23 protein-coding genes are annotated in these 18,108 nt (G+C 69.3%); 14 read left to right on the forward strand and 9 right to left on the reverse strand.

All coding sequences use genetic code 11. The features are described 5' to 3' along the window. Positions 1-193 precede the first annotated feature (193 nt). The 7 genes from U4Z64_RS12245 (at position 194) to U4Z64_RS12275 (ending at position 4,941) form a co-directional block, all read left to right on the forward strand. Positions 194-616, forward strand: a complete 423-nt coding sequence (locus U4Z64_RS12245; RefSeq protein ID WP_044843364.1) for a BON domain-containing protein — start codon at positions 194-196, stop codon at positions 614-616. 25 nt (positions 617-641) lie between these two features. After that, positions 642-1,670: an SDR family oxidoreductase gene (locus U4Z64_RS12250; RefSeq protein WP_321820097.1), complete on the forward strand. Its 1,029-nt coding sequence runs from the start codon at positions 642-644 to the stop codon at positions 1,668-1,670. A 38-nt stretch (positions 1,671-1,708) separates the two neighbouring features. Then, positions 1,709-2,008, forward strand: a complete 300-nt coding sequence (locus U4Z64_RS12255) for a DUF2795 domain-containing protein (protein ID WP_321820098.1) — start codon at positions 1,709-1,711, stop codon at positions 2,006-2,008. 67 nt (positions 2,009-2,075) lie between these two features. Continuing rightward, positions 2,076-2,642 (forward strand): hypothetical protein, encoded by a 567-nt coding sequence (locus U4Z64_RS12260; RefSeq protein WP_124485785.1) that lies wholly within the window; start codon positions 2,076-2,078, stop codon positions 2,640-2,642. 127 nt (positions 2,643-2,769) lie between these two features. Continuing rightward, positions 2,770-3,627 (forward strand): SDR family oxidoreductase, encoded by an 858-nt coding sequence (locus U4Z64_RS12265; protein ID WP_321820099.1) that lies wholly within the window; start codon positions 2,770-2,772, stop codon positions 3,625-3,627. Positions 3,628-3,655: 28 nt separating this feature from the next. After that, entirely contained in the window at positions 3,656-4,270 is a 615-nt protein-coding gene (locus U4Z64_RS12270; protein ID WP_124528750.1) for a DUF4142 domain-containing protein, read from the forward strand. A 59-nt stretch (positions 4,271-4,329) separates the two neighbouring features. Further along, the gene (locus tag U4Z64_RS12275) at positions 4,330-4,941 is read left to right on the forward strand and encodes a DUF892 family protein (protein WP_321809612.1); all 612 of its coding nucleotides are present in this window, start codon (positions 4,330-4,332) and stop codon (positions 4,939-4,941) included. Positions 4,942-5,072: 131 nt separating this feature from the next. Here U4Z64_RS12275 and U4Z64_RS12280 read toward each other — a convergent pair whose 3' ends face one another. The 4 genes from U4Z64_RS12280 to U4Z64_RS12295 all read right to left on the reverse strand — a co-directional run bounded on the left by U4Z64_RS12280 (position 5,073) and on the right by U4Z64_RS12295 (position 8,884). Beyond that, positions 5,073-6,395 carry a divalent metal cation transporter gene (locus U4Z64_RS12280; protein ID WP_321809613.1) on the reverse strand — a complete coding sequence of 441 codons (1,323 nt, stop codon included), beginning with the start codon at positions 6,393-6,395 and terminating at the stop codon, positions 5,073-5,075. Then, complete coding sequence (locus U4Z64_RS12285; RefSeq protein ID WP_321809614.1) at positions 6,392-7,051, reverse strand: UdgX family uracil-DNA binding protein; 660 nt, start codon at positions 7,049-7,051, stop codon at positions 6,392-6,394. The genes U4Z64_RS12280 and U4Z64_RS12285 overlap by 4 nt, the downstream gene beginning before the upstream one ends. Positions 7,052-7,375: 324 nt before the next feature. Next, positions 7,376-8,581: an MFS transporter gene (locus tag U4Z64_RS12290; RefSeq protein ID WP_321809615.1), complete on the reverse strand. Its 1,206-nt coding sequence runs from the start codon at positions 8,579-8,581 to the stop codon at positions 7,376-7,378. 42 nt (positions 8,582-8,623) lie between these two features. After that, complete coding sequence (locus U4Z64_RS12295) at positions 8,624-8,884, reverse strand: DUF4148 domain-containing protein (RefSeq protein WP_124528742.1); 261 nt, start codon at positions 8,882-8,884, stop codon at positions 8,624-8,626. A 224-nt stretch (positions 8,885-9,108) separates the two neighbouring features. On the opposite strand from U4Z64_RS12295, the gene U4Z64_RS12300 reads away from it, so the two are divergent. The 3 genes from U4Z64_RS12300 (at position 9,109) to dctA (ending at position 12,370) form a co-directional block, all read left to right on the forward strand. Further along, complete coding sequence (locus U4Z64_RS12300; protein WP_321809616.1) at positions 9,109-10,002, forward strand: LysR family transcriptional regulator; 894 nt, start codon at positions 9,109-9,111, stop codon at positions 10,000-10,002. Between the two features lie 89 nt (positions 10,003-10,091). Beyond that, positions 10,092-11,051 carry a LysR family transcriptional regulator gene (locus U4Z64_RS12305; RefSeq protein WP_044843375.1) on the forward strand — a complete coding sequence of 320 codons (960 nt, stop codon included), beginning with the start codon at positions 10,092-10,094 and terminating at the stop codon, positions 11,049-11,051. Beyond that, positions 11,048-12,370, forward strand: coding sequence for a C4-dicarboxylate transporter DctA (gene dctA / locus U4Z64_RS12310; RefSeq protein WP_321820100.1), 1,323 nt, complete (start codon positions 11,048-11,050; stop codon positions 12,368-12,370). The genes U4Z64_RS12305 and dctA overlap by 4 nt, the downstream gene beginning before the upstream one ends. A gap of 24 nt (positions 12,371-12,394) precedes the next feature. Here the strand turns inward: dctA and U4Z64_RS12315 are convergent, their stop codons facing one another. The 5 genes from U4Z64_RS12315 to U4Z64_RS12335 all read right to left on the reverse strand — a co-directional run bounded on the left by U4Z64_RS12315 (position 12,395) and on the right by U4Z64_RS12335 (position 16,158). After that, positions 12,395-13,177 carry a substrate-binding domain-containing protein gene (locus tag U4Z64_RS12315; RefSeq protein WP_321820101.1) on the reverse strand — a complete coding sequence of 261 codons (783 nt, stop codon included), beginning with the start codon at positions 13,175-13,177 and terminating at the stop codon, positions 12,395-12,397. Positions 13,178-13,233: 56 nt separating this feature from the next. Continuing rightward, positions 13,234-14,529 (reverse strand): MFS transporter, encoded by a 1,296-nt coding sequence (locus tag U4Z64_RS12320; protein WP_044843378.1) that lies wholly within the window; start codon positions 14,527-14,529, stop codon positions 13,234-13,236. A gap of 279 nt (positions 14,530-14,808) precedes the next feature. Further along, positions 14,809-15,285 (reverse strand): PRC-barrel domain-containing protein, encoded by a 477-nt coding sequence (locus U4Z64_RS12325; RefSeq protein ID WP_044843379.1) that lies wholly within the window; start codon positions 15,283-15,285, stop codon positions 14,809-14,811. Between the two features lie 91 nt (positions 15,286-15,376). Next, positions 15,377-15,808 (reverse strand): CBS domain-containing protein, encoded by a 432-nt coding sequence (locus U4Z64_RS12330; RefSeq protein ID WP_044843380.1) that lies wholly within the window; start codon positions 15,806-15,808, stop codon positions 15,377-15,379. Between the two features lie 98 nt (positions 15,809-15,906). Next, a complete protein-coding gene (locus U4Z64_RS12335) occupies positions 15,907-16,158 on the reverse strand; it encodes a hypothetical protein (protein ID WP_044843381.1) in 252 nt (83 codons plus the stop codon). A 185-nt stretch (positions 16,159-16,343) separates the two neighbouring features. On the opposite strand from U4Z64_RS12335, the gene U4Z64_RS12340 reads away from it, so the two are divergent. From U4Z64_RS12340 to U4Z64_RS12355, 4 genes are all read left to right on the forward strand, one after another. Further along, a complete protein-coding gene (locus tag U4Z64_RS12340) occupies positions 16,344-16,649 on the forward strand; it encodes a hypothetical protein (protein ID WP_321820102.1) in 306 nt (101 codons plus the stop codon). Between the two features lie 220 nt (positions 16,650-16,869). Beyond that, the gene (locus U4Z64_RS12345) at positions 16,870-17,211 is read left to right on the forward strand and encodes a hypothetical protein (RefSeq protein ID WP_321820234.1); all 342 of its coding nucleotides are present in this window, start codon (positions 16,870-16,872) and stop codon (positions 17,209-17,211) included. Next, positions 17,208-17,519 (forward strand): hypothetical protein, encoded by a 312-nt coding sequence (locus U4Z64_RS12350; protein ID WP_124485797.1) that lies wholly within the window; start codon positions 17,208-17,210, stop codon positions 17,517-17,519. The genes U4Z64_RS12345 and U4Z64_RS12350 overlap by 4 nt, the downstream gene beginning before the upstream one ends. Positions 17,520-17,576: 57 nt before the next feature. Then, on the forward strand, positions 17,577-17,888 hold the full coding sequence (locus U4Z64_RS12355; RefSeq protein ID WP_124485798.1) for a hypothetical protein: 312 nt from the start codon (positions 17,577-17,579) through the stop codon (positions 17,886-17,888). Positions 17,889-18,108 lie beyond the last annotated feature (220 nt).

The raw sequence follows: 18,108 nt of genomic DNA on the forward strand, positions 1-18,108 counted from the left end.
CTCTGCGGCAATCGCCATGCCCGTCACTTTGCGGGGGGCATGCCCGGCCCAGGTGCCGAAAAAATTACAACGGGTTGGATGAAAGGGCGTCCGATCGGCGGGCCGCGCGGGGATGCGGCCGGTTGCGCGCGGCACGCGATTTGCGACACCCGGACGTCCGCCGGCCACGCCGGCCTCACGATAGGAGGTCACGATGAAGGTATTCCCGCTGCAAGCCCGCGCACCGCGATTCCGCCGTCATCCCGCCAGCCGTCTCGGCATGGCGGTCGCGATCGCCGCGGCCACCGCCTGTATCGCCGTCGCGCCGAACGTGTTCGCCGCCGGAGACGACGGCTCGGCATCGTCATCCATGTCGTCATCGTCATCGTCGTCGATGACGCATTCGAGCACCGGCACGAAGATCCGCGACGCGACCATCACGACCAAGGCGAAGGCCGAGCTGGTCGGCACGAGCGGCCTGTCGGCCGGCGACATTCACGTGAAGACGCGTCACGGCGTCGTGATGCTGACCGGCAGCGTGCCGGACGAGCAGCAGCGCACGCAGGCCGTCGGTGTCGTCAGGCAGATCGACGGCGTGCAGGACGTGCGCGACCAGCTGACCATCCGCCCGAAATAACCGGCCCCGCAGAAGGAGTCCAGTGATGAACTGCATGCTCAAACCGGTCGGCGAGCAGACGATCGTGATCACGGGCGCCACCAGCGGCATCGGCCTCGTCACCGCGCGCAAGGCGGCACGGCGCGGGGCGAAGCTGGTGCTGTTCGCGCGCAACGCGGACGCGCTGAACACGCTGTGCGACGAAATCCGCCAGCACGGCGGCCTCGCGGTGCCGGTCGCCGGCGACGTCGGCATTCTCGAGGACCTGCAGCGCGCGGCTGCGACGGCGGCCGATACCTATGGCGGCTTCGACACCTGGGTCAACAACGCGGGCGTGTCGATCTTCGGCACGGCGGCGGCGGTGCCGCTCGAGGATCAGCGCCGGCTGTTCGACACCAACTACTGGGGTGTCGTGCATGGCTCGCTTGTCGCGTCGGATCATTTCCGGCGCAAGAGCGATTTCCACGGCGGCGCGATCATCAACATGGGCAGCGAGGCGTCCGACGCGCCGGTGCCGCTGCAGAGCGCGTATGCGGCATCGAAGCACGCGGTGAAGGGTTTCACCGATTCGCTGCGCCTCGAACTCGAGTCCGATTGCCTGCCGGTGTCCGTCACGCTGATCAAGCCGGCCGCGATCGACACGATGTTCGTGATGCACGCGAAGAACTACATGAACGTCGAGGCGCGGCTGCCGCCGCCGATCTACGACCCGGAGCTCGTCGCCGACGCGATCCTGTTCGCGGCGGCGCACCCGCGCCGCGCGCTGTTCGTCGGCGGTGCCGCGAAGCTCACGTCGGCCGGCGCGTATCACGCGCCGCGCCTGTTCGATCGCATCGCGGCCACGCTGTTCTCGCGCGGCCAGCGCACGGTGCGCCCCGCGCGGCCGCGCGACGACAACGCGCTATACGAGTCCCGCCATGCGCTGCACGAGCGCGAAGGGATGGACGGGCCCGTGCTGCGCGCTTGCGCATACAACGCGGTGGTGCAGCGGCCGAAGGTCGCGGGCGCGGTCGCGCTGGGCGCGGCGGCGCTGATGGTGGCCGCGTTCGCGCGGTCGCGGCGCAGCCCGACGTAATGGCGTGCCTTTCCGTTTTTCAATCGAAGGAGGTTTCCATGTCATCCCGACAACATACGGGCCACGAATACAGCCACGCGCGCGCGCATGAAGGCGAGCGCGAGCAGCAGGATCACGACAAGGGCGGCCACCAGAGCGGGCACGGCAAGGCGCCGAGCCCGGTCGACGTGCAGAAGGCGCTGAAGGGGATGGACTATCCGGCGAGCAAGGCGCAGGTGGTCCAGTGCGCGGAGCGCTCGCATGCCGACCCGCGCGTACTCGACATGCTCAGGCAGATCCCCGATCGCGAATACGGCACGCCGGCATCGGTATCCAAGGAACTCGGGCGGCTGATGTGAGCGCACCCGCGTCGCGTCGCGCCCGCGCTCGCGTGCGCGGCACCTTACGGCCACGAGGAGCACGACCATGGCGATGATCGTCGCAGGCCGCTTCACGACGTTCGATGAAGCGGAAGGTGGGGCGCGCCACCTTTACGAGCGCGCGTTCGGCCCGGACGACGTGTCGATCTTCTTCCTGAACCCGGGCGGCCAGCACGCGCGTTTTCCGATCGGCGGCGACGTGTATGCCGATACGGCCGCGAAGCCCGGCGGGCGCGGCGCGCTGGTCGGCGCGCTGCGCGGGCTGCTGATCGGCGCGATCGTCGGGCTGATCGTCTATGCGTTCGGCGTGCGCTACTGGTTCGTGCCGGCCGCCGGTGCGCTCGCCGGTGCCTATCTCGGTGCGTTCGGCGGCGCGCTCGGCCGGATGCGCGGCGAGCAGGCCGAAGGCAAGGGCGCGCTCGCGAAGACCGAAACCGGCGTGATCCTGGCCGCGCGCGTGACGTCGACGACCGCGGCCACCGCGGAAGACGTGCTGCGTGCGACCGGCGCGCAAGCGATCGAACGTGTCGAAGGCGACTGGCAGGACGGCGAATGGCGCGACTTCGATCCGGTGCGCCGGCCGGACGGCACCACGCAGGGCACGCCGCGCTGAGCATGCCGTTTCTGCACGCGCTTGCAACGCGGCGCGCGGCGCGCGGGCATCGCGCGTGCACCGGGCCGGGCCGCCGCGCGGCATGCCGCTTGCGACGTCTCGCCGACACCCGTTCAAGGAGGAACCCATGACGACGGCAAAGACCCTGCCACCCCAGGAACAGGCCCGGCAGCCGGGCACCGAGCGGGACATGCATCCGAAGCCGCGCGACGAGGCGGCCGACTACGTCGGCAGCGGCAGGCTCGCCGGCAAGGTCGCGCTCGTGACGGGCGGCGACAGCGGGATCGGCCGCGCGGTCGCGATCGGTTTCGCGAAGGAGGGCGCGGACGTCGCGATCGTCTACCTGAACGAATCCGACGATGCCGCGCACACGAAGCGCTTGATCGAGCAGACGGGGCGGCGCTGCGAGGCCATCGCTTGCGACGTCGGCGACCGCCGGCAGGCGCGCGACGCCGTCGCGCGTACGGTCGAGCGGCTGGGGCGCCTCGACGTGCTGGTCAACAACGCGGGCGAACAGCACCCGCAGCCGGGCATCGAGGACGTGACCGAGGAACAGCTCGAGCGCACGTTCCGCACGAACGTGTACGGCATGTTCTTCTGCACGCAGGCCGCGCTGCCGCACATGAAAGCGGGCGGGCGCATCGTCAACACCGCGTCGGTGACCGCGTATCACGGCAGCCCGAAGCTGCCCGACTACTCGGCGACCAAGGGCGCGATCGTCGCGTTCACGCGTTCGCTGTCGATCGAGCTGGCCGAGCGCGACATTCGCGTGAACGCCGTCGCACCGGGGCCGATCTGGACGCCGCTGATCCCGTCGACCTTCACCGCCGAACAGGTCGCGACGTTCGGCTCGAACGTGCCGCTCAAGCGGCCGGGGCAACCGGACGAGCTGATCGGCTGCTATGTGCTGCTCGCGTCGGACGGCGCGAGCTACATGACGGGACAGACCTTGCATCCGAACGGCGGCTCGATCGTCGGCGGGTGACGATGCCCGCCACACCAGGAGAAAGCGCATGAAACAACCCAACTGGACGATCGCGGCGCTCGCCGCGGGCGTACTCGCCATGGCGGGGCTCGCGCAGGCACAGGCGCCGAGCGAGCCGCCCGCGTCGAATTCGCATGTGCCGGGCGGCGTGATCAACCCGTCGTCGGGCGCCGCCGGCGCGGGCGATCCGGGCATCGCGAAGGCGCCGCAGCGCGGCGATGCGGAATTCGTCGACAAGGCCGCGCTGGCCGGCAAGGCCGAAGTGCAGGCGAGCCAGCTCGCGTTGAAGCAGGCGCAGTCGCCGGACGTGCGCGCGTTCGCGCAACGCATGGTGGCCGACCACGGCAAGGCGAACGCGAAGCTCGACGAGGTCGCCGCGCGCGCGGGCATGAAGCCGCAGGTCGAGCAGATCCACGACCCGGACGTCGAGGCGCTGCGCGGCAAGAGCGGACACGACTTCGACACGGCGTATGTGGCCGCGGCCGGCCCGGACGCGCACAAGAAGGCGGTCGCGCTGTTCGAAGACGAGGCGCGCGGCGGCCAGGACGCGCAGCTGCGGGCGTTCGCGACCGCCGCGCTGCCGACGCTCAGGCATCACCTGAGCATGGCGGAAGCACTCCAGCGCAAGGTGGGCGCGCAGTAACGCGTGCCCGGTTCAACCCCAGGGCCGCGCGGGCGGCCCGTTTTTTCGGAGAAGCAGTCATGGGCCAACGGCAATCGAAGCACGAAGGCATCCTGGCGTTGCTGTGCCAGGCATACGAAACCGAGCTCGGCGGCGCGAAGATCTACGAGGCCGCGCTCAAGTGTGCGACCGACGAGGACCTGCACAAGGAATGGGAGAAGTACCACCGCGAAACGATGCATCACCAGGAAGTGCTGCGCAAGGTATTCGACACGCTCGGCCTCGATCCGGATACGCAGTCGCCGGGGCGCGCCGCCGTGGCGGCGACCGGCAAGTCGCTCGTCCAGGTGATCGAGCAGGCGAAGAAGCAGGCCGACCCGGCGGTCGCGCAGATCGTCGCGGCCGAGTGCGTGGTGCTCGCCGAGACGAAGGACCACCTGAACTGGGAGCTGATCGGCTATGCGGCCGACCAGTTGCGCGATAGCGACGCGGCGAAGGCGCTGAAGGCCGCGCACGACGAGGTGGAGGCGGACGAGGACCATCACCTGTATCACACCCGCGGCTGGGCGCGCGAGATGTGGATCGACTCGATGGGCTTCAAGGCGGTGCTGCCGCCGCCGGAGGAAGTGAAGAAGGTCGAGTCGGCGGCCGATGCGGCGCGGGCCGAAAAGTCGCGCGGCAAGATGATGTGACGCTGCCGGTCGGGCAGCCGGGCGACGCCGCTCGCGCGGCGTGCCCGGTTGTCACCCGATCGTCAGGGTCGTTCGCTTTCCACGCCGTCCGTCACGCCTGAACGGTTGCAGGCGCAACCATGCCTCCCTGATCAGCTCAGCATGTCCGCGGCCATCACGACCACCGATGCCGCCATCAGCGTGACCGCCAGCCACCCGAACACCTTCGACGCGATGCCGCTGCCCGGCTGGCCGGCCGCATCGCGCCGCTGCGACAGCAGCATCACGAGCACCAGCATCGGCACCGCCGCGACGCCGTTGAGCACCGCGCTCCAGTACAACGCCTTGATCGGATCGACCGGGCTGAAGCAGATCGCGATGCCGACGATCACGCAGCCGGCCAGTACCGCATAGAACGCGGGTGCGCGCCGCACCGGCTCGTTCAGCCCTTCGCGGAACCGCCACGCCTCCGCGCAACCATATGCGGCGCTGCCCGCGAACGCGGGGATCGCGAGCAGCCCGCAGCCGACGATGCCGAACGCGAACACGACGAATGCCGCCTCGCCGGCGATCGGGCGCAGCGCCTCGGCAGCCTGCGCGGTGGAGCCGATGTCGTGCTTGCCGTGCGAGAAGAACACCGCCGCGCCGATCACCATGATGCAGAACGACACCGCGTTGGTGACGATCATCCCGGTCCAGGTGTCGAACGTGATGCGCCGTCCGGTTTCACGGCGCGCGCCGGGCGTGCACGCGGTGTCGCCGTTGCGGCGCTCGACCTGGGTTTCCTCGACCTCGAGCGCGGCCTGCCATACGAACAGGTACGGGCTCAGCGTCGTGCCGAGCACCGCGACCGCCGTGGTCGCATAGTCGTGCGTGAACGCGATGTGCGGCAGGACGATCGCGTGCAGCAGGCCGCGCCAATCGATGTGCACGAAACCGAGTTCGAGCACGTAGGCGAGCAGGCCGAACGTCATCCATTTGAGCCAGCGCGCGTAGCGTTCGTAGGACAGCAGCACCTGCAGCGCGAGCGACGCGATGCCGTAGACGGGCGCATACCAGTAGCTGCGGCCGCCGGCGACGAGCGCGGTCGCATCACCCATCGCGGCGAGGTCGGCGCCGACGTTCACGACATTGACGATCACCACCATGACGATCAGGGCCTTGGCGAGGCGGCTGGAGAACTGCTCGCGGATGCCGGCCACGAGGCCTTCGCGGTTGGCGCGTCCGATGAATGCCGCCGCAAGCTGCACGGCCACCATCATCGGCAGCGTGATCACGATCATCCACAGCATGTGGAAGCCGAACTGGCTGCCGGCCTGCGCATAGACGGCGACGTTGCTCGGATCGGCGTCGGACGCGCCCGCGAGCAAGCCGGGGCCGAGCCGACGGTACCAGGGCTTCGCGGCGGTGGTGGCGGCCGGGTCGGTTGTGGCGGCCGGGGTGTCGCGCGACGCGCCGCCGCGCAGGTTGCTCATTCGGCGTCTCCGGATGCCTCGTGCGCGCCGCCGTTGCCGCGCGCGAGGCGCGACGCGGTGCGCAGCGCGTCGACGAGCGTCCGGTACGCATGCTCGCGCGAATCGGCGCCGCGTGTGCGCAGCACGTAGGACGGGTGATAGGTCGCGACGACGAGACAACCGTCCGGCGAGCGCACCGGCTTGTGCGTACGCTCCAGCGTCGCGTCGTTGTCCTGCAGCACCGCGCGCAGCGCCGTCGCGCCGAGCGCGACGATCACGCGCGGGCTCACCGCGTCGAGCTCGCGTTCGAGCCAGTAGCGGCAGGCGGCGACCTCGCGCTGCGCGGGCGTCTTGTGCAGCCGCCGCTTGCCGCGCGGTTCCCATTTGAAGTGCTTGACCGCGTTGGTCAGGTAGACGCTCGTGCGCGCGATGCCGGCCTCGTCGAGCGCGCGGTCGAGCATGCGGCCGGCGGCGCCGACGAACGGAATGCCCGCGCGGTCCTCCTGGTCGCCCGGCTGTTCGCCGACCAGCATGATGCGCGCGTCGACAGGCCCGGCGCCGGGCACCGGCTGCGTCGCATGTTCCCACAATGCGCAGCGGCGGCAGGCGTCGAGCGTGGCCGGTGTGTCGGCGGCGGCCGGGACCGCCGCCGGTTTCGTGCTCGCGTCGCGCTTCATGCCAGTCCTCCGGTGCAGGCCGACGCCGCGCGCGCGAAGCGGCATGCTCGGGCGCGCGCGACAGGCCGATCGAAGGCGTTGCCGGGGCGGAACATCGGCAGTGTGTGCATCGGCGGCTCCCGTATCGACGATATCGACGACATGCAGCAACCGGCATGCCGCGTTCGGTCGCGATGGACGCGTCGTGGGTTGGGGCCGCATGCGGTGATGGCGGGGGACAGGGGATGCAAGCAGCCCCGGCGATGCTCCAGCCGCCTTGCACGGTACGACTTGCAAAACGGCATCGAGCGGCCCGGAGCGGCCTAGAGCGGCGTCGTGCGGTGCTCAGCCACCTGCCGTGCGCGCCGCGGCGGCGCGTCCCGCCGCGAACGCCGCCACGCCGGCGCAAACGAGCAGCGCCGCACTCATCGCGAAGGTCGCGCAATAGCCGTGCAGGTCGTACAGCAGGCCGCCCGTCGTCGCGCCGAGCGCGATCGCGAGCTGCACGACCGCGACCATCAGCCCGCCGCCGGCTTCCGCGTCATGCGGCAGCGTGCGCGCGAGCCAGGTCCACCAGCCGACGGGCGCGGCCGTGCCGGTCAGTCCCCACAGGGCAAGCAGGCCCGCGGTGGCGGCGGTCGACGCGCCGCACCACACGAGCGCGACGGCGATCGCGGCCATCAGCAGCGGGATGACGCCGAGCGTGCGGTACAGCCCGTTCTTCAGGCACGCATCGATCAGGATCGTCCCCGCGACCCCGGCCACGCCGATCGCGAGCAGCATCAGCGACAGCGTGGCATTGCCGACGTGGGTCACCGTTTCGAGGAACGGCCGCAGGTACGTGAACAGCGCGAACTGTCCCATGAACAGCAGGCTGACGGCCGCCATGCCGAGCGCGACCGGCACGCGGCCGAGCAGCGCGAGCGCATTGGCCGGCGCCGCGTGCGATGCGGCTTTCATCGGCGGCAGGCTGACGAGTTTCCAGCCGAACGCGAGCGCCGCGACCGGCACGACGCAGAAGAATGCCCAGCGCCAGCCGACGATGCCGCCGAGAAAGCTGCCGAGCGGCGCCGCGACGACGGTCGCGAGCGCGTTGCCGCCGTTCACGATCGCCAGCGCGCGCGGCACCTCGCCATCGGGCACCAGCCGCATCGCGGTCGCGGCCGACATCGACCAGAACCCGCCGATCGCAACACCGATCAGTGCGCGCCCCGCGATGAAGGCAACGTAATTCGGTGCGAACGCAACGATCGTGCCGGAGACGATCGTCAGCAGCGTCAGCACGAGCAGCAGCCGCTTGCGATCGCGCCGTCCGGCCAGCGACGCGATGAACAGGCTCGTCACGAGCGCGAAGGCGCCGGACACGGAAATGGCCTGGCCCGCCTGGCCTTCGCTGACGTGCAGGTCGGTGGCGATCGGCGTCAGCAGGCTGACCGGCATGAATTCGGACGCGACGAGCGCGAACGCGCCGAGCGCCATCGCGAGGACGGCGCCCCATGCGGCGGTTTGAACGGGCGCGGGGCGCCGGTCGGAAGTGGCAACGGCTTGCATCGTCGAAGCGGTGCGGATCGTGGGCGAAAGGGGCGGCGTCGGTCAGTCGCAGCGCGCGGCGGCCGCGCCGCGATCGGCCAGGTGCGTGCGGGCGCCGGCATCGTGCGCGGCCATGACGCGTACGGACGCGGCCTGAGCATCGTCCACCCACGTGCGAGGATTCGCGCGTGCCGGATTGAAGCCGGCGGCTTCGTAGCGAATCATGTCCTCGCGCACCTGCTCGCGCGTCAGGCCCTGCGCATGGGCGAACCACGGGCCGGACACGGCAAGTGCGGCGACGAGAAGGCGAAGAGCGGATTTCACGAGACGGACTCCGGAAAGGAATGCAGGGGAGATCCCCAAAAGTCGGCTACGGCCGCACGGGGACCCGAAGGCTTCGCAGTCTATCGACCCACGATCGATCGATTAAGTAGCGCACTGCGCTTGGACTTATAAGTCAGGCTAATGAATAGACGGAAGCCGTACCGGGTGGCGCGCGGCGGCGTCGGTGCTAGGATGGGCGTCCGTTTCGACAGGAGCTGCCCGACATGCCGCGCGAAAACCTCAACGATCTGCTGGCGTTTCTGGCGGTGGCGCGCGACCGGAGCTTCACGCGCGCGGCGGCGCGCCTCGGTGTGTCGCAATCGGCGCTGAGCCAGACGGTGCGCGATTTCGAAGCGCGGCTCGGCGTGCGGCTGCTGACGCGCACGACGCGCAGCGTGTCGACGACCGACGCGGGCGAGGAACTGTTCCGGACCGTCGCACCGCGCATCGACGAGATCGAAACGAAGCTCGCCGCCGTGGCCGATTTCCGCGACAAGCCGGCCGGCGTCGTGCGGATCACGGCCACCGAGCATCCGATCGACACGATCATCTGGCCGAAGCTCAGGAAGGTGCTGCCCGACTACCCCGACATCCGCGTCGAGTTCTCGGTCGACTACGGGCTGTCGAACATCGTCGAGGAGCGCTACGACATCGGCGTGCGCTACGGCAACCAGGTAGCGAAGGACATGATCGCGGTGCGCATCAGCCCGGACATCCGGATGGCGATGGTTGCGTCGCCGGCCTATCTCGACGGCCGCAAGCCGCCGAAGACGCCGCAGGACCTGCTCGATCACGATTGCGTGACGCTGCGGCTCGCGACCGCGAAGGGCATCTACGCATGGGAGTTGAAGAAGGGCAGGAACGAGATCCAGGCGCGCGTGAACGGGCGGATCACCTGCAATACGCAGCCGCAGATGCTGCAGGCGGCGCTCGACGGATTCGGCATCGCGTTCGTCACCGAGGACATCGTGCTCGACCACGTGCACGCCGGCAGGCTGCGCATCGTGATGCCGGACTGGTGCCCGGTCTTTCCCGGCTATCACGCGTACTACCCGAGCCGCCGCCAGGCGTCGCGCGCGTTTTCGATCGTGATCGATGCGTTGCGGCATCGCGCGTAGCGGGGCGGCGGCGCCGGGCATCTCCGGGCTGGGTGTGGCTGCCCGAATCATGCAAAATACCGGGCATTCGAGATGCGGAGACACGGCCCGTGGGAATCAACTTCGATTTGACCGATTTGCAGGCGTTTCGCGCGGTGGTGGAGCTGGGCAGCTTCCGGAAGGCCGCCGAGGCGATCAGCATTTCGCAGCCCGCGTTGAGCCGCCGGATCGACAAACTGGAGGAAGCGCTCGGCGTGCGTCTGTTCGAGCGCACCACGCGCAGCGTCTCGCTGACCACCGTCGGCCGCGTGTTCGCGCCGAGCGCCGAGCAGTTGCTGGACGATCTCGACGTCGCGCTGCTCGGCATTCGCGACGTTTCGTCGAGCCGGCTCGGTCACGTGACGATCGCGTGCGTGCCGTCGGTCGCCTACTACTTTCTGCCGAACGTGATCGCGAGCTATCACCGCCGCTTTCCGCGCATCAGGGTCAAGCTGCTGGACGCGAGCGCGAACGAGGTGCTGAGCGCCGTCATCAGCGGCGAGGCCGATTTCGGCGTGAGCTTCATGGGCAGCCAGGAGCCCGAGGTCGAATTCAAGCTGCTGCTGCAGGAGCGGTTCGTCGCCGCGTGCCGGCGCGACCATCCGCTCGCGCGCAAGAAGCGCGTGACCTGGAACGAGCTTTACGAGTACGAGTATGTGTCGGTGGACAAGACGTCCGGCAACCGCCTGTTGCTCGACCAGGCGCTGACGAGCGTCGCGCCGCGGGCGCCGAGCGTGTGCGAGACGCGCCACGTGACGACCATGCTCGGGCTGGTCGAGGCAGGGCTCGGCGTTGCCGCTGTACCGTCGATGGCGATGCCCGGGCACGACCATCCGCTGCTCACGAGCGTGCCGCTCGTCGAGCCGGCGGTCAAGCGCCGCGTGGGCATCGTGAAACGGCGCGGACGCCCGCTCACACCGGCCGCGGAAGCGTTCCACCAGGCGGTCGTCGATGCGAAGCGCGGCGATGGATCGAAACAGGTGGCGCATGCGGCGAATACGGCCGGAACATCGGGCAAGACCGCATCGTGACGCTGGCAAGACCGCTTCGTTCGCTCTACGTGCAGGTTCTGCTGGCGATGGTGCTCGGCGTGAGCGTCGGCCATTTCTGGCCGTCGGCGGGCGCGATGCTCAAGCCGCTCGGCGATGCCTTCGTCGGCCTCGTGCGGATGATGATCGCGCCGGTCGTGTTCTGCACGATCGTGTCGGGCATCACGTCGCTGGCGAACGGATCGGCCATCGTGCGCACGATCGTCCGCGCGCTGGTGCTGTTCTATCTGCTGACCGCCGCCGCGCTCGCCTTCGGGCTCGTCGCCGCGTTCGTGCTGCAGCCGGGCGCCGGCATGCACGTGGACGTGCGCCATCTCGACGCGAGCGTCCTTGCGCCCTATACGCGGCATGCGCCGCCGCGCGGCTTGGTCGAGTTTGCGTTGAGCGTGATCCCGGACACGATGCTCGGCGCGTTCCAGCAGGGCGAGGTGCTGCCGGTGCTGCTGCTGGCGCTGCTGTTCGGCTTTTCGCTCAATGCGGCTCCGCAGGCGGGCCGGCCCGTGCTGGCGCTGATCGACGGCGTCGCGCAGATCGTGTTTCGCGTGCTCGCGATGATCATGCGGCTCGCCCCGCTCGGCGCATTCGGCGCGATGGCCTTCACGGTGGGCCGCTTCGGCATCGGCTCGGTCGGCTCGCTCGCGCGGCTGATGTTGTCGTTCTACGTGGCCTGCGGGCTGTTCGTCGCGCTGGTGCTCGCACCGCTCGCGCGGTTGCACGGATTCGCGTTGTGGCGGCTGCTGCGCTACCTGCGCGAGGAGCTGCTGATCGTCCTCGCGACCTCGTCCACGGAGCCCGTGTTGCCGCGGCTGATCGTCAAGCTGGAGTCGCTCGGTTGCGACAAGGGCGTGGTGGGGCTCGTGCTGCCGGCCGGCTACTCGTTCAACCTGGACGGCACCGCGATCTATCTGACGCTCGCGGCATTGTTCATTGCGCAGGCGTGCGACGTGCCGCTGTCCGCGCCGCAGCTCGCGGCGATGCTGGCCGTCATGCTGCTGACGTCGAAGGGCGCGGCCGGCGTGTCGGGCAGCGGGCTCGTCGCGCTCGTCGCGACGCTTGCCGTGATGCCCGACCTGCCCGTTGCCGGGGTCGCGCTGCTGGTCGGCATCGATCGCTTCATGTCCGAGGCGCGTGCGCTGACGAGCGTGATCAGCAATGCGTGCGCGGTGATCTTCGTATCGTCGTGGGAAGGGGCGTGCGATCGTGCGCGTCTCGTGCGGGTGCTGAACGCGGCCGGGCCGGAAGGCCCGAATGGCACCGACGATGCCGGGGCCGGCGCCGGGCGCGACGGGAAGGCGGTCTGACGCGCGCCTTCCCGGGTTGCGGGCTCAATGCGCGGAGACGGAATCCAGCCCGGTCGATTTGACTTCCGCCTGCACGTCGGGCGACGCGAGATAGTCGAGGAGCGCCTTCGCTTCCTCCGGATGCTGCGCGCCGACCGGGATGCCGGCCGCGAAGCGCGTGACGGACTGCAGCGCTTCGGGAATCTTGCCGACGAAGGTCGCGCCCTTCACGGGCAGCAGTTCGCTCACCTGCTGAAAGCCGATTTCGTAGTCGCCGTTCGCGACCACGGAGGCGACCGGGATCCGCGGGATCATCTTCGCCTTCGATTTCACCTGGTCTTCGATGCCGAGCTTCTTGAACAATTCCCGCTCGATGTAGACGCCGCTCGCGCTGTCCGAGTACGCGATCGACTTCGCATGCAGCAGCACTTCCCTGAGGCCGTCGGCCGAGCTGATGTCGGGTTTCGCCGCGCCGTCGCGCACGACCATGCCGATCCGCGAATCGGCCAGCTCGACGCGCGATCCGGGGATCACCTTGCCTTGCTTGATCAGGTCGTCGAGCGCGTAGCCGACCATGATCACCGCGTCGGCCGGCTCGCCGCGCGCCAGCCGGTTCGGAATCGCTTCGGGCGACTTGCCCATCGACGGGCCGAGCGCCGTGTCGAGCGTGTTGCCCGTGCGGGCCGCGAACTGCGGGCCGAGCCGATTGTAGGCGGCGGTGAAGCCGCCCGAGCTCATCACGTGCAGCTCGGCGGCCTGTACGTTCGCGGCGATTGCGGAGGTGGCGACGAGTGCGGTCGCGCACAGTTTCAGGAGCAGGTTCTTCATGGTCGTGGTCGTGGCCTGGGTCGTGCGAAGTCGGGGCAGGGGTTCGGAATGCGGCGTCAGTGCGCCGGTGTCAGCGTCGCCGGATGGCGGCGATAGAGTACGAACGTCGCGAGCAGCGCGCACACCGCGGCGAGGCTCATCCAGTAACCGGGTGCGGCCTTGTCGCCGGTCATGTGAATCAGCGCCGTGGAGATGGCGGGCGTGAAGCCGCCGAACACGGCCGTCGCGAGGCTGTAGGCGAGCGAGAAGCCAGCCACGCGCACCTCGACGGGCATCACCTCCGTCAGCGCGACGACCATCGCGCCGTTGTAGATCCCGTACATGAACGACAGCCACAGCAGCACGAGCAGCATGTTGATGAACGACGGCGCATGCGCGAGCAGCGACAGCGCGGGGTACGCGGTGGCGATCGCGAGGACCGTCATGCCGACCAGCAGCGGCCGGCGGCCGATGCGATCGGACAGCGCGCCGCCGATCGGCAGCCACACGAAGTTCGACACGCCGACGCACAGCGTGACGAGCAGGCTGTCGGCGGTGCTCAGGTGCAGGACCGTCTTGCCGAACGTCGGCGCGTAGACGGTGATCAGGTAGAAGCTCGTGGTCGTCATCGCGACCAGCATCATGCCGGCGACCACGACCCCCCAGTTGTGCGCCAGCGTGCCGAACACTTCCTTCATGCTCGGACGGTGCCGGCGCGCCTTGAACTCCTGCGTTTCCTCGAGCTTGCGGCGCAGCATGAAGATGAACGGCACGATCATGCAGCCGACGAAGAACGGCACGCGCCATCCCCACGCGGCGATCGCCGATGCGCTCAGCCATTGATTGAGCGCGAAGCCGAGGCCGGCCGCGACGACGATCGCGACCTGCTGGCTGGCCGACTGCCAGCTCGTGAAGAAGCCCTTGCGGCCGGGCGTGGCCATTTCGGCGAGGTAGACCGACACGCCGCCCAGTTCCGCGCCTGCCGAAAAGCCCTGCAGCAGTCGCCCGATCAGCACGAGCGCGGGCGCGAGCAGGCCGATCGTCGCATAACCGGGGACGAACGCGATCAGGATGGTGCCGCTCGCCATGATCGCCAGCGTGACGATCAGGCCCTTGCGGCGGCCGACGTCGTCGATGTACGCGCCCAGCACGATCGCGCCCAGCGGCCGCATCAGGAAGCCGGCGCCGAAGACCGCGAAGGTCATCATCAGCGAGGCGAACTCGTTCGCGGTGGGAAAGAACACGGCGGCGATCTGCGTCGCGTAGAAGCCGAACAGGAAGAAGTCGAACTGCTCGAGGAAGTTGCCGGCCGTCACGCGGAATACCGCGGCGGCCTTCGAACGTCCGGTCGAAAGGCTGGGCGAGGGGTGCATCAGGGTGTCTCCAGAGAATGCGGGAATGACGCGGGGCGCGACCGATTGTCGTTTTGGCAATGTTCGCCCGGAGACGGGGAAACGTTAAGTGCGAATTTTGGAAGGATTGATGTTGTCTGGTTATCAATCGTGCGGCGCGCCGTGACTGTGGTGCGCCCGGCCGGCGGCCTGCGACGCCGGCTTCACGGGACCGGGCCGGGCCGGCGTTCCGTCACAAAGCCAAAAAAAGCCCCGCTTTCGCGGGGCACGTCGGCTAATACACCGGCAAATCGAGAGCGATCAATGCTGGTCGCGCGCGCGCGGATCGTTCAGGTCCTCGGTCGGATCGGTCAGCCCGAGCTCGTCGCCCGCGCTCCAGTACGGCGTGCTGCCGTAGTACTCGTGCAGCGGCTCGGCCCATTGCGGGTCGGCCATCGCCGGCCAGTGATCCTTGTCGAAGCCCGGCGCGTTGCGGATTCGCTCGGATGAGACCGACAGCAGGAAACACTTGCGCTCGGTATCGAGCGTGAGCGCGCTCCACGGAATCGCAAGCAGCTTGTCGCCGATGCCGAGCAGGCCGCCGCTCGACAGCACGGCGTACGCGACGCGGCCCGAGCGCACATCGAGCATGATGTCCTTGATCTTGCCGACGTCGTCGCCATCGGTCGTGTAGACCTTGTCGCCTTCCAGCGTGTCGGCTGCCATCACGTCCGGGCCGGGCCCGGCCGCGGTCGCGGCCCCCTTGCCGACGATGCGGGTCTGTCCTTGAGTCTGCATGGTTGTCCTCCTGGCTGCGTGGAGCGCGACCGTGCCCGGGATGGGCCCTGCGGGTCGCGCGGGTAGTCGGGGCGGGGCGCGAATGGCCCCGTCACGTCTGCTTCGGTTGCGACACGCCTTCGAGCGTGTTCGCGACGTCGTCGCGTGCGGGGCCGGCCGTGCGCGTCGCGATGTCCGCGAGCGACAGCATGCCGACGAGCCGCTTGTCGTGATCGACGACGGGCAGGCGGCGCAGTTGCGCGTCGGCCATGTAGTGCTGGATCTCTTCCAGCGAATCGTCCTCGAAACACCATTCGATCGGACCCGACGCGACTTCGTGGATCCGCGTTTCCGGCGGCTTGCCGGCCGAGATCGCGCGCACCGCGAGATCGCGGTCCGTGACCATGCCGATCAGCCGGTTGTTGTCACATACGGGCAGCGCGCCGATGTCATAGCGCTCCATCAATTGCGCTGCATGACGGATCGAGTCGGTCGGCGCGATGCGCACGACGTCCTGCGACATGATTTCGTTGACGCGTTGCATGAAGTCCTCCTTGCGGGTTGAATCCGGGCCGTACGGGGCAACAAGCGGGGCAGCAAGCGGCGTGCCGTTCGGCAGCGGTGTCCGTCGAGCGGCGGCCGTCATTCGTCGCGGCGTCGGGCGGGGTCCTGCCACGGGCCGTCGTCGTGCGTGCCCGGCGGCGTGTCGGGCTCGATGCGCGTGACGCCGCCGGTCGCGGGCGGATCGCTCGCGGGGAACGTGTCCTCGAGCTGCTTGTCGATATGGCGCTCCGAGTGGCGCGTCTTCGTTTGATCCTGGTTCTTCAACGGCGGCGACGGATCGCGCTGCGGTTGGTGCGGCGCGTCGCGGCCGGTTCGGGTCGATTCCTTCATGGCTGGGCTCCGAGGCGGTGACGATGACGCGGTGATCGCGCAACGGCCGTGCCTGTCGCGACCGCGCGGCACGGGACTTGCCGCTTCTTCGATGGATGACCACGCAGGACGACGACGCAGGATGCCGGCCACAACGCGCGGTGCAATGCTCCGCACACACACACGCAAATCAAGCGGGAGGCACGATGACGATTCCCAAACGGCGGCCAGGGGTGCGCTATGAAATCAACGTATGCGGCGGCGGGTTCGAGTCGGTGAAGAGCCATTTCAGCGCGTGGAAACAGGAGCCGCTGATCTACCGGCCCGATCGCCGGATGTTCGAAGGCAAGGCCGACGTGCGGCCGCTCGGCGACGAGACGTTCGGCTCGACCGAGCCGGCGCGGTTCGCGCTGCAGCGCGCGTGCGAGCCGGCCGATCCGTATGCGCTCGCCGCGCGGGTGCGCGACGACGACCACGAGCTGTGGCTCGTAATGGCTGCGTACGACTCGTAGCGCGCTGCCCTTGAAAGAATTGCAGCGCGCGGTGTAGCGAAGGCACGGCGTACGGCGGGGTGGCGCGCGCGGCCGCGCGCCGGCGCGCGGAAAGGTGGCGTGCACGCCGGCACGCAGACGGCACGCAGCTTGCGGCCCTGCCTGTCGTGGACGATCGTGCGGCGCACGCCGCGCCAATCGATCGAGCCCCGCGAGGACGACGCAACGATCGAATGCCCCAATGAACCGAGACCCCGCCCAGTCGCTGCACCGGCCCGAACCGCCGATACCCGACGTCGAACCGGACCCCGAGCCGCCCGCGCCGGATGACCTGCCGCCCGGCACGCCGGAGCCTTATCAGGATCCGGAAGGCGACCCGCCCGGGCATCCGCCTCCGGAGCGCGAGCCGCCGACGCGGGGGCCGCCGATTCACGCGCGGTCGAACCACGGGCTGCCAATTCATGTGCGGCCGATTCCTGCGCTGCCGATTCATGTGTGGCCCATTCACGCGCCGCCGATCCACACGCCGCCGACCAGCGTGCCGCCGATTGCGTCCATCCTACCCACGGAGAGCCCACGATGAGCATCAGCGTGAAACCCGGCATGCTGCGCGACGTGGCCGAGACGCTCGGCCGTCATTTCGAGGCGCGCGCGATGCCGTTCCATGCCGAGGAGCAGCCGGCCGGCGCGCTGCATTTCGGCTTTCGCGTCGACGGTCATCCGGCGTCGCTGACCGTGACCTTCGACGCCGACGCGTTCGCGGCGCTCGAGCGGGCCGGTATCGAGCGGCAACGCGGCGCACTGATGCGCGTCGCGGCCGAATTCGACACGATGATGGCCCGTCGCGCACCGAACGCGTATGCGGGCGATTTCCATTTCAACCGGCTCTGAGCCGTGCCGTCACGGCCGGCCCGGTGCCGCGCACCGCACTTCACGGAGGAGGTTCCGATGAAACCGATCCAGACGATACGCGTGTGCGCCTGTGCGTTCGCCGCTGCGTGCGCGCTGGGCGCATGCACGCAACCGCAGGGCCCCTACGGCACGCGTGGCGCACCGCCGGCGCCGCCGGACGGCCACGGCGCGTCGCCGACCACGACGATGCCGGACGCGAATACGCGTTACGACACGCGCCCGTCGCCGTACAACACGCTGCCGCCGGGCGCGACCGGCGGCGAGCCGGTCGACGTGCCGCCGCCGGGGCCGAACGGCGTGCAGGGCGGTCAAACGCTGCCGGGCACGCCGCCGCCGATGCAGTACTGACCGCGGCATCCTGCACGGATGCCGCGCAACGATACTGCCTGCGAGGACATATTCGCGCGACGGCGACGGCATATCCGCGCGGAGCGAATGCCGTGCCCCCTAACTTGCTGGCGCTTGTAAAAAAGGGGGCGCCCGGCGCCGCCGCCGACAGGGTACGAACCCGCGGGAGCCCCGCCGGACGGCGCTTCGCCTTCCTGGCACGGTAGCTGCATGGATTCGC

The sequence above is a fragment of the Burkholderia sp. BCC1996 genome (assembly GCF_905339955.1).
Taxonomy (GTDB): Bacteria; Pseudomonadota; Gammaproteobacteria; order Burkholderiales; family Burkholderiaceae; genus Burkholderia.

Excerpts from the sequence above, each read along its gene's own strand:
- U4Z64_RS12285 (WP_321809614.1), bottom strand. The coding sequence starts at position 7,051 with ATGAAGCGCGACGCGAGCACGAAACCGGCGGCGGTCCCGGCCGCCGCC.
- U4Z64_RS12300 (WP_321809616.1), top strand. The coding sequence starts at position 9,109 with ATGCCGCGCGAAAACCTCAACGATCTGCTGGCGTTTCTGGCGGTGGCG.
- U4Z64_RS12330 (WP_044843380.1), bottom strand. The coding sequence starts at position 15,808 with ATGCAACGCGTCAACGAAATCATGTCGCAGGACGTCGTGCGCATCGCG.
- U4Z64_RS12320 (WP_044843378.1), bottom strand. The coding sequence starts at position 14,529 with ATGCACCCCTCGCCCAGCCTTTCGACCGGACGTTCGAAGGCCGCCGCG.
- U4Z64_RS12245 (WP_044843364.1), top strand. The coding sequence starts at position 194 with ATGAAGGTATTCCCGCTGCAAGCCCGCGCACCGCGATTCCGCCGTCAT.
- U4Z64_RS12255 (WP_321820098.1), top strand. The coding sequence starts at position 1,709 with ATGTCATCCCGACAACATACGGGCCACGAATACAGCCACGCGCGCGCG.
- U4Z64_RS12325 (WP_044843379.1), bottom strand. The coding sequence starts at position 15,285 with ATGCAGACTCAAGGACAGACCCGCATCGTCGGCAAGGGGGCCGCGACC.
- U4Z64_RS12250 (WP_321820097.1), top strand. The coding sequence starts at position 642 with ATGAACTGCATGCTCAAACCGGTCGGCGAGCAGACGATCGTGATCACG.
- U4Z64_RS12280 (WP_321809613.1), bottom strand. The coding sequence starts at position 6,395 with ATGAGCAACCTGCGCGGCGGCGCGTCGCGCGACACCCCGGCCGCCACA.
- U4Z64_RS12335 (WP_044843381.1), bottom strand. The coding sequence starts at position 16,158 with ATGAAGGAATCGACCCGAACCGGCCGCGACGCGCCGCACCAACCGCAG.
- U4Z64_RS12275 (WP_321809612.1), top strand. The coding sequence starts at position 4,330 with ATGGGCCAACGGCAATCGAAGCACGAAGGCATCCTGGCGTTGCTGTGC.
- U4Z64_RS12270 (WP_124528750.1), top strand. The coding sequence starts at position 3,656 with ATGAAACAACCCAACTGGACGATCGCGGCGCTCGCCGCGGGCGTACTC.
- U4Z64_RS12290 (WP_321809615.1), bottom strand. The coding sequence starts at position 8,581 with ATGCAAGCCGTTGCCACTTCCGACCGGCGCCCCGCGCCCGTTCAAACC.
- U4Z64_RS12265 (WP_321820099.1), top strand. The coding sequence starts at position 2,770 with ATGACGACGGCAAAGACCCTGCCACCCCAGGAACAGGCCCGGCAGCCG.
- U4Z64_RS12315 (WP_321820101.1), bottom strand. The coding sequence starts at position 13,177 with ATGAAGAACCTGCTCCTGAAACTGTGCGCGACCGCACTCGTCGCCACC.
- U4Z64_RS12345 (WP_321820234.1), top strand. The coding sequence starts at position 16,870 with ATGAACCGAGACCCCGCCCAGTCGCTGCACCGGCCCGAACCGCCGATA.
- U4Z64_RS12260 (WP_124485785.1), top strand. The coding sequence starts at position 2,076 with ATGGCGATGATCGTCGCAGGCCGCTTCACGACGTTCGATGAAGCGGAA.
- U4Z64_RS12340 (WP_321820102.1), top strand. The coding sequence starts at position 16,344 with ATGACGATTCCCAAACGGCGGCCAGGGGTGCGCTATGAAATCAACGTA.
- U4Z64_RS12355 (WP_124485798.1), top strand. The coding sequence starts at position 17,577 with ATGAAACCGATCCAGACGATACGCGTGTGCGCCTGTGCGTTCGCCGCT.
- U4Z64_RS12350 (WP_124485797.1), top strand. The coding sequence starts at position 17,208 with ATGAGCATCAGCGTGAAACCCGGCATGCTGCGCGACGTGGCCGAGACG.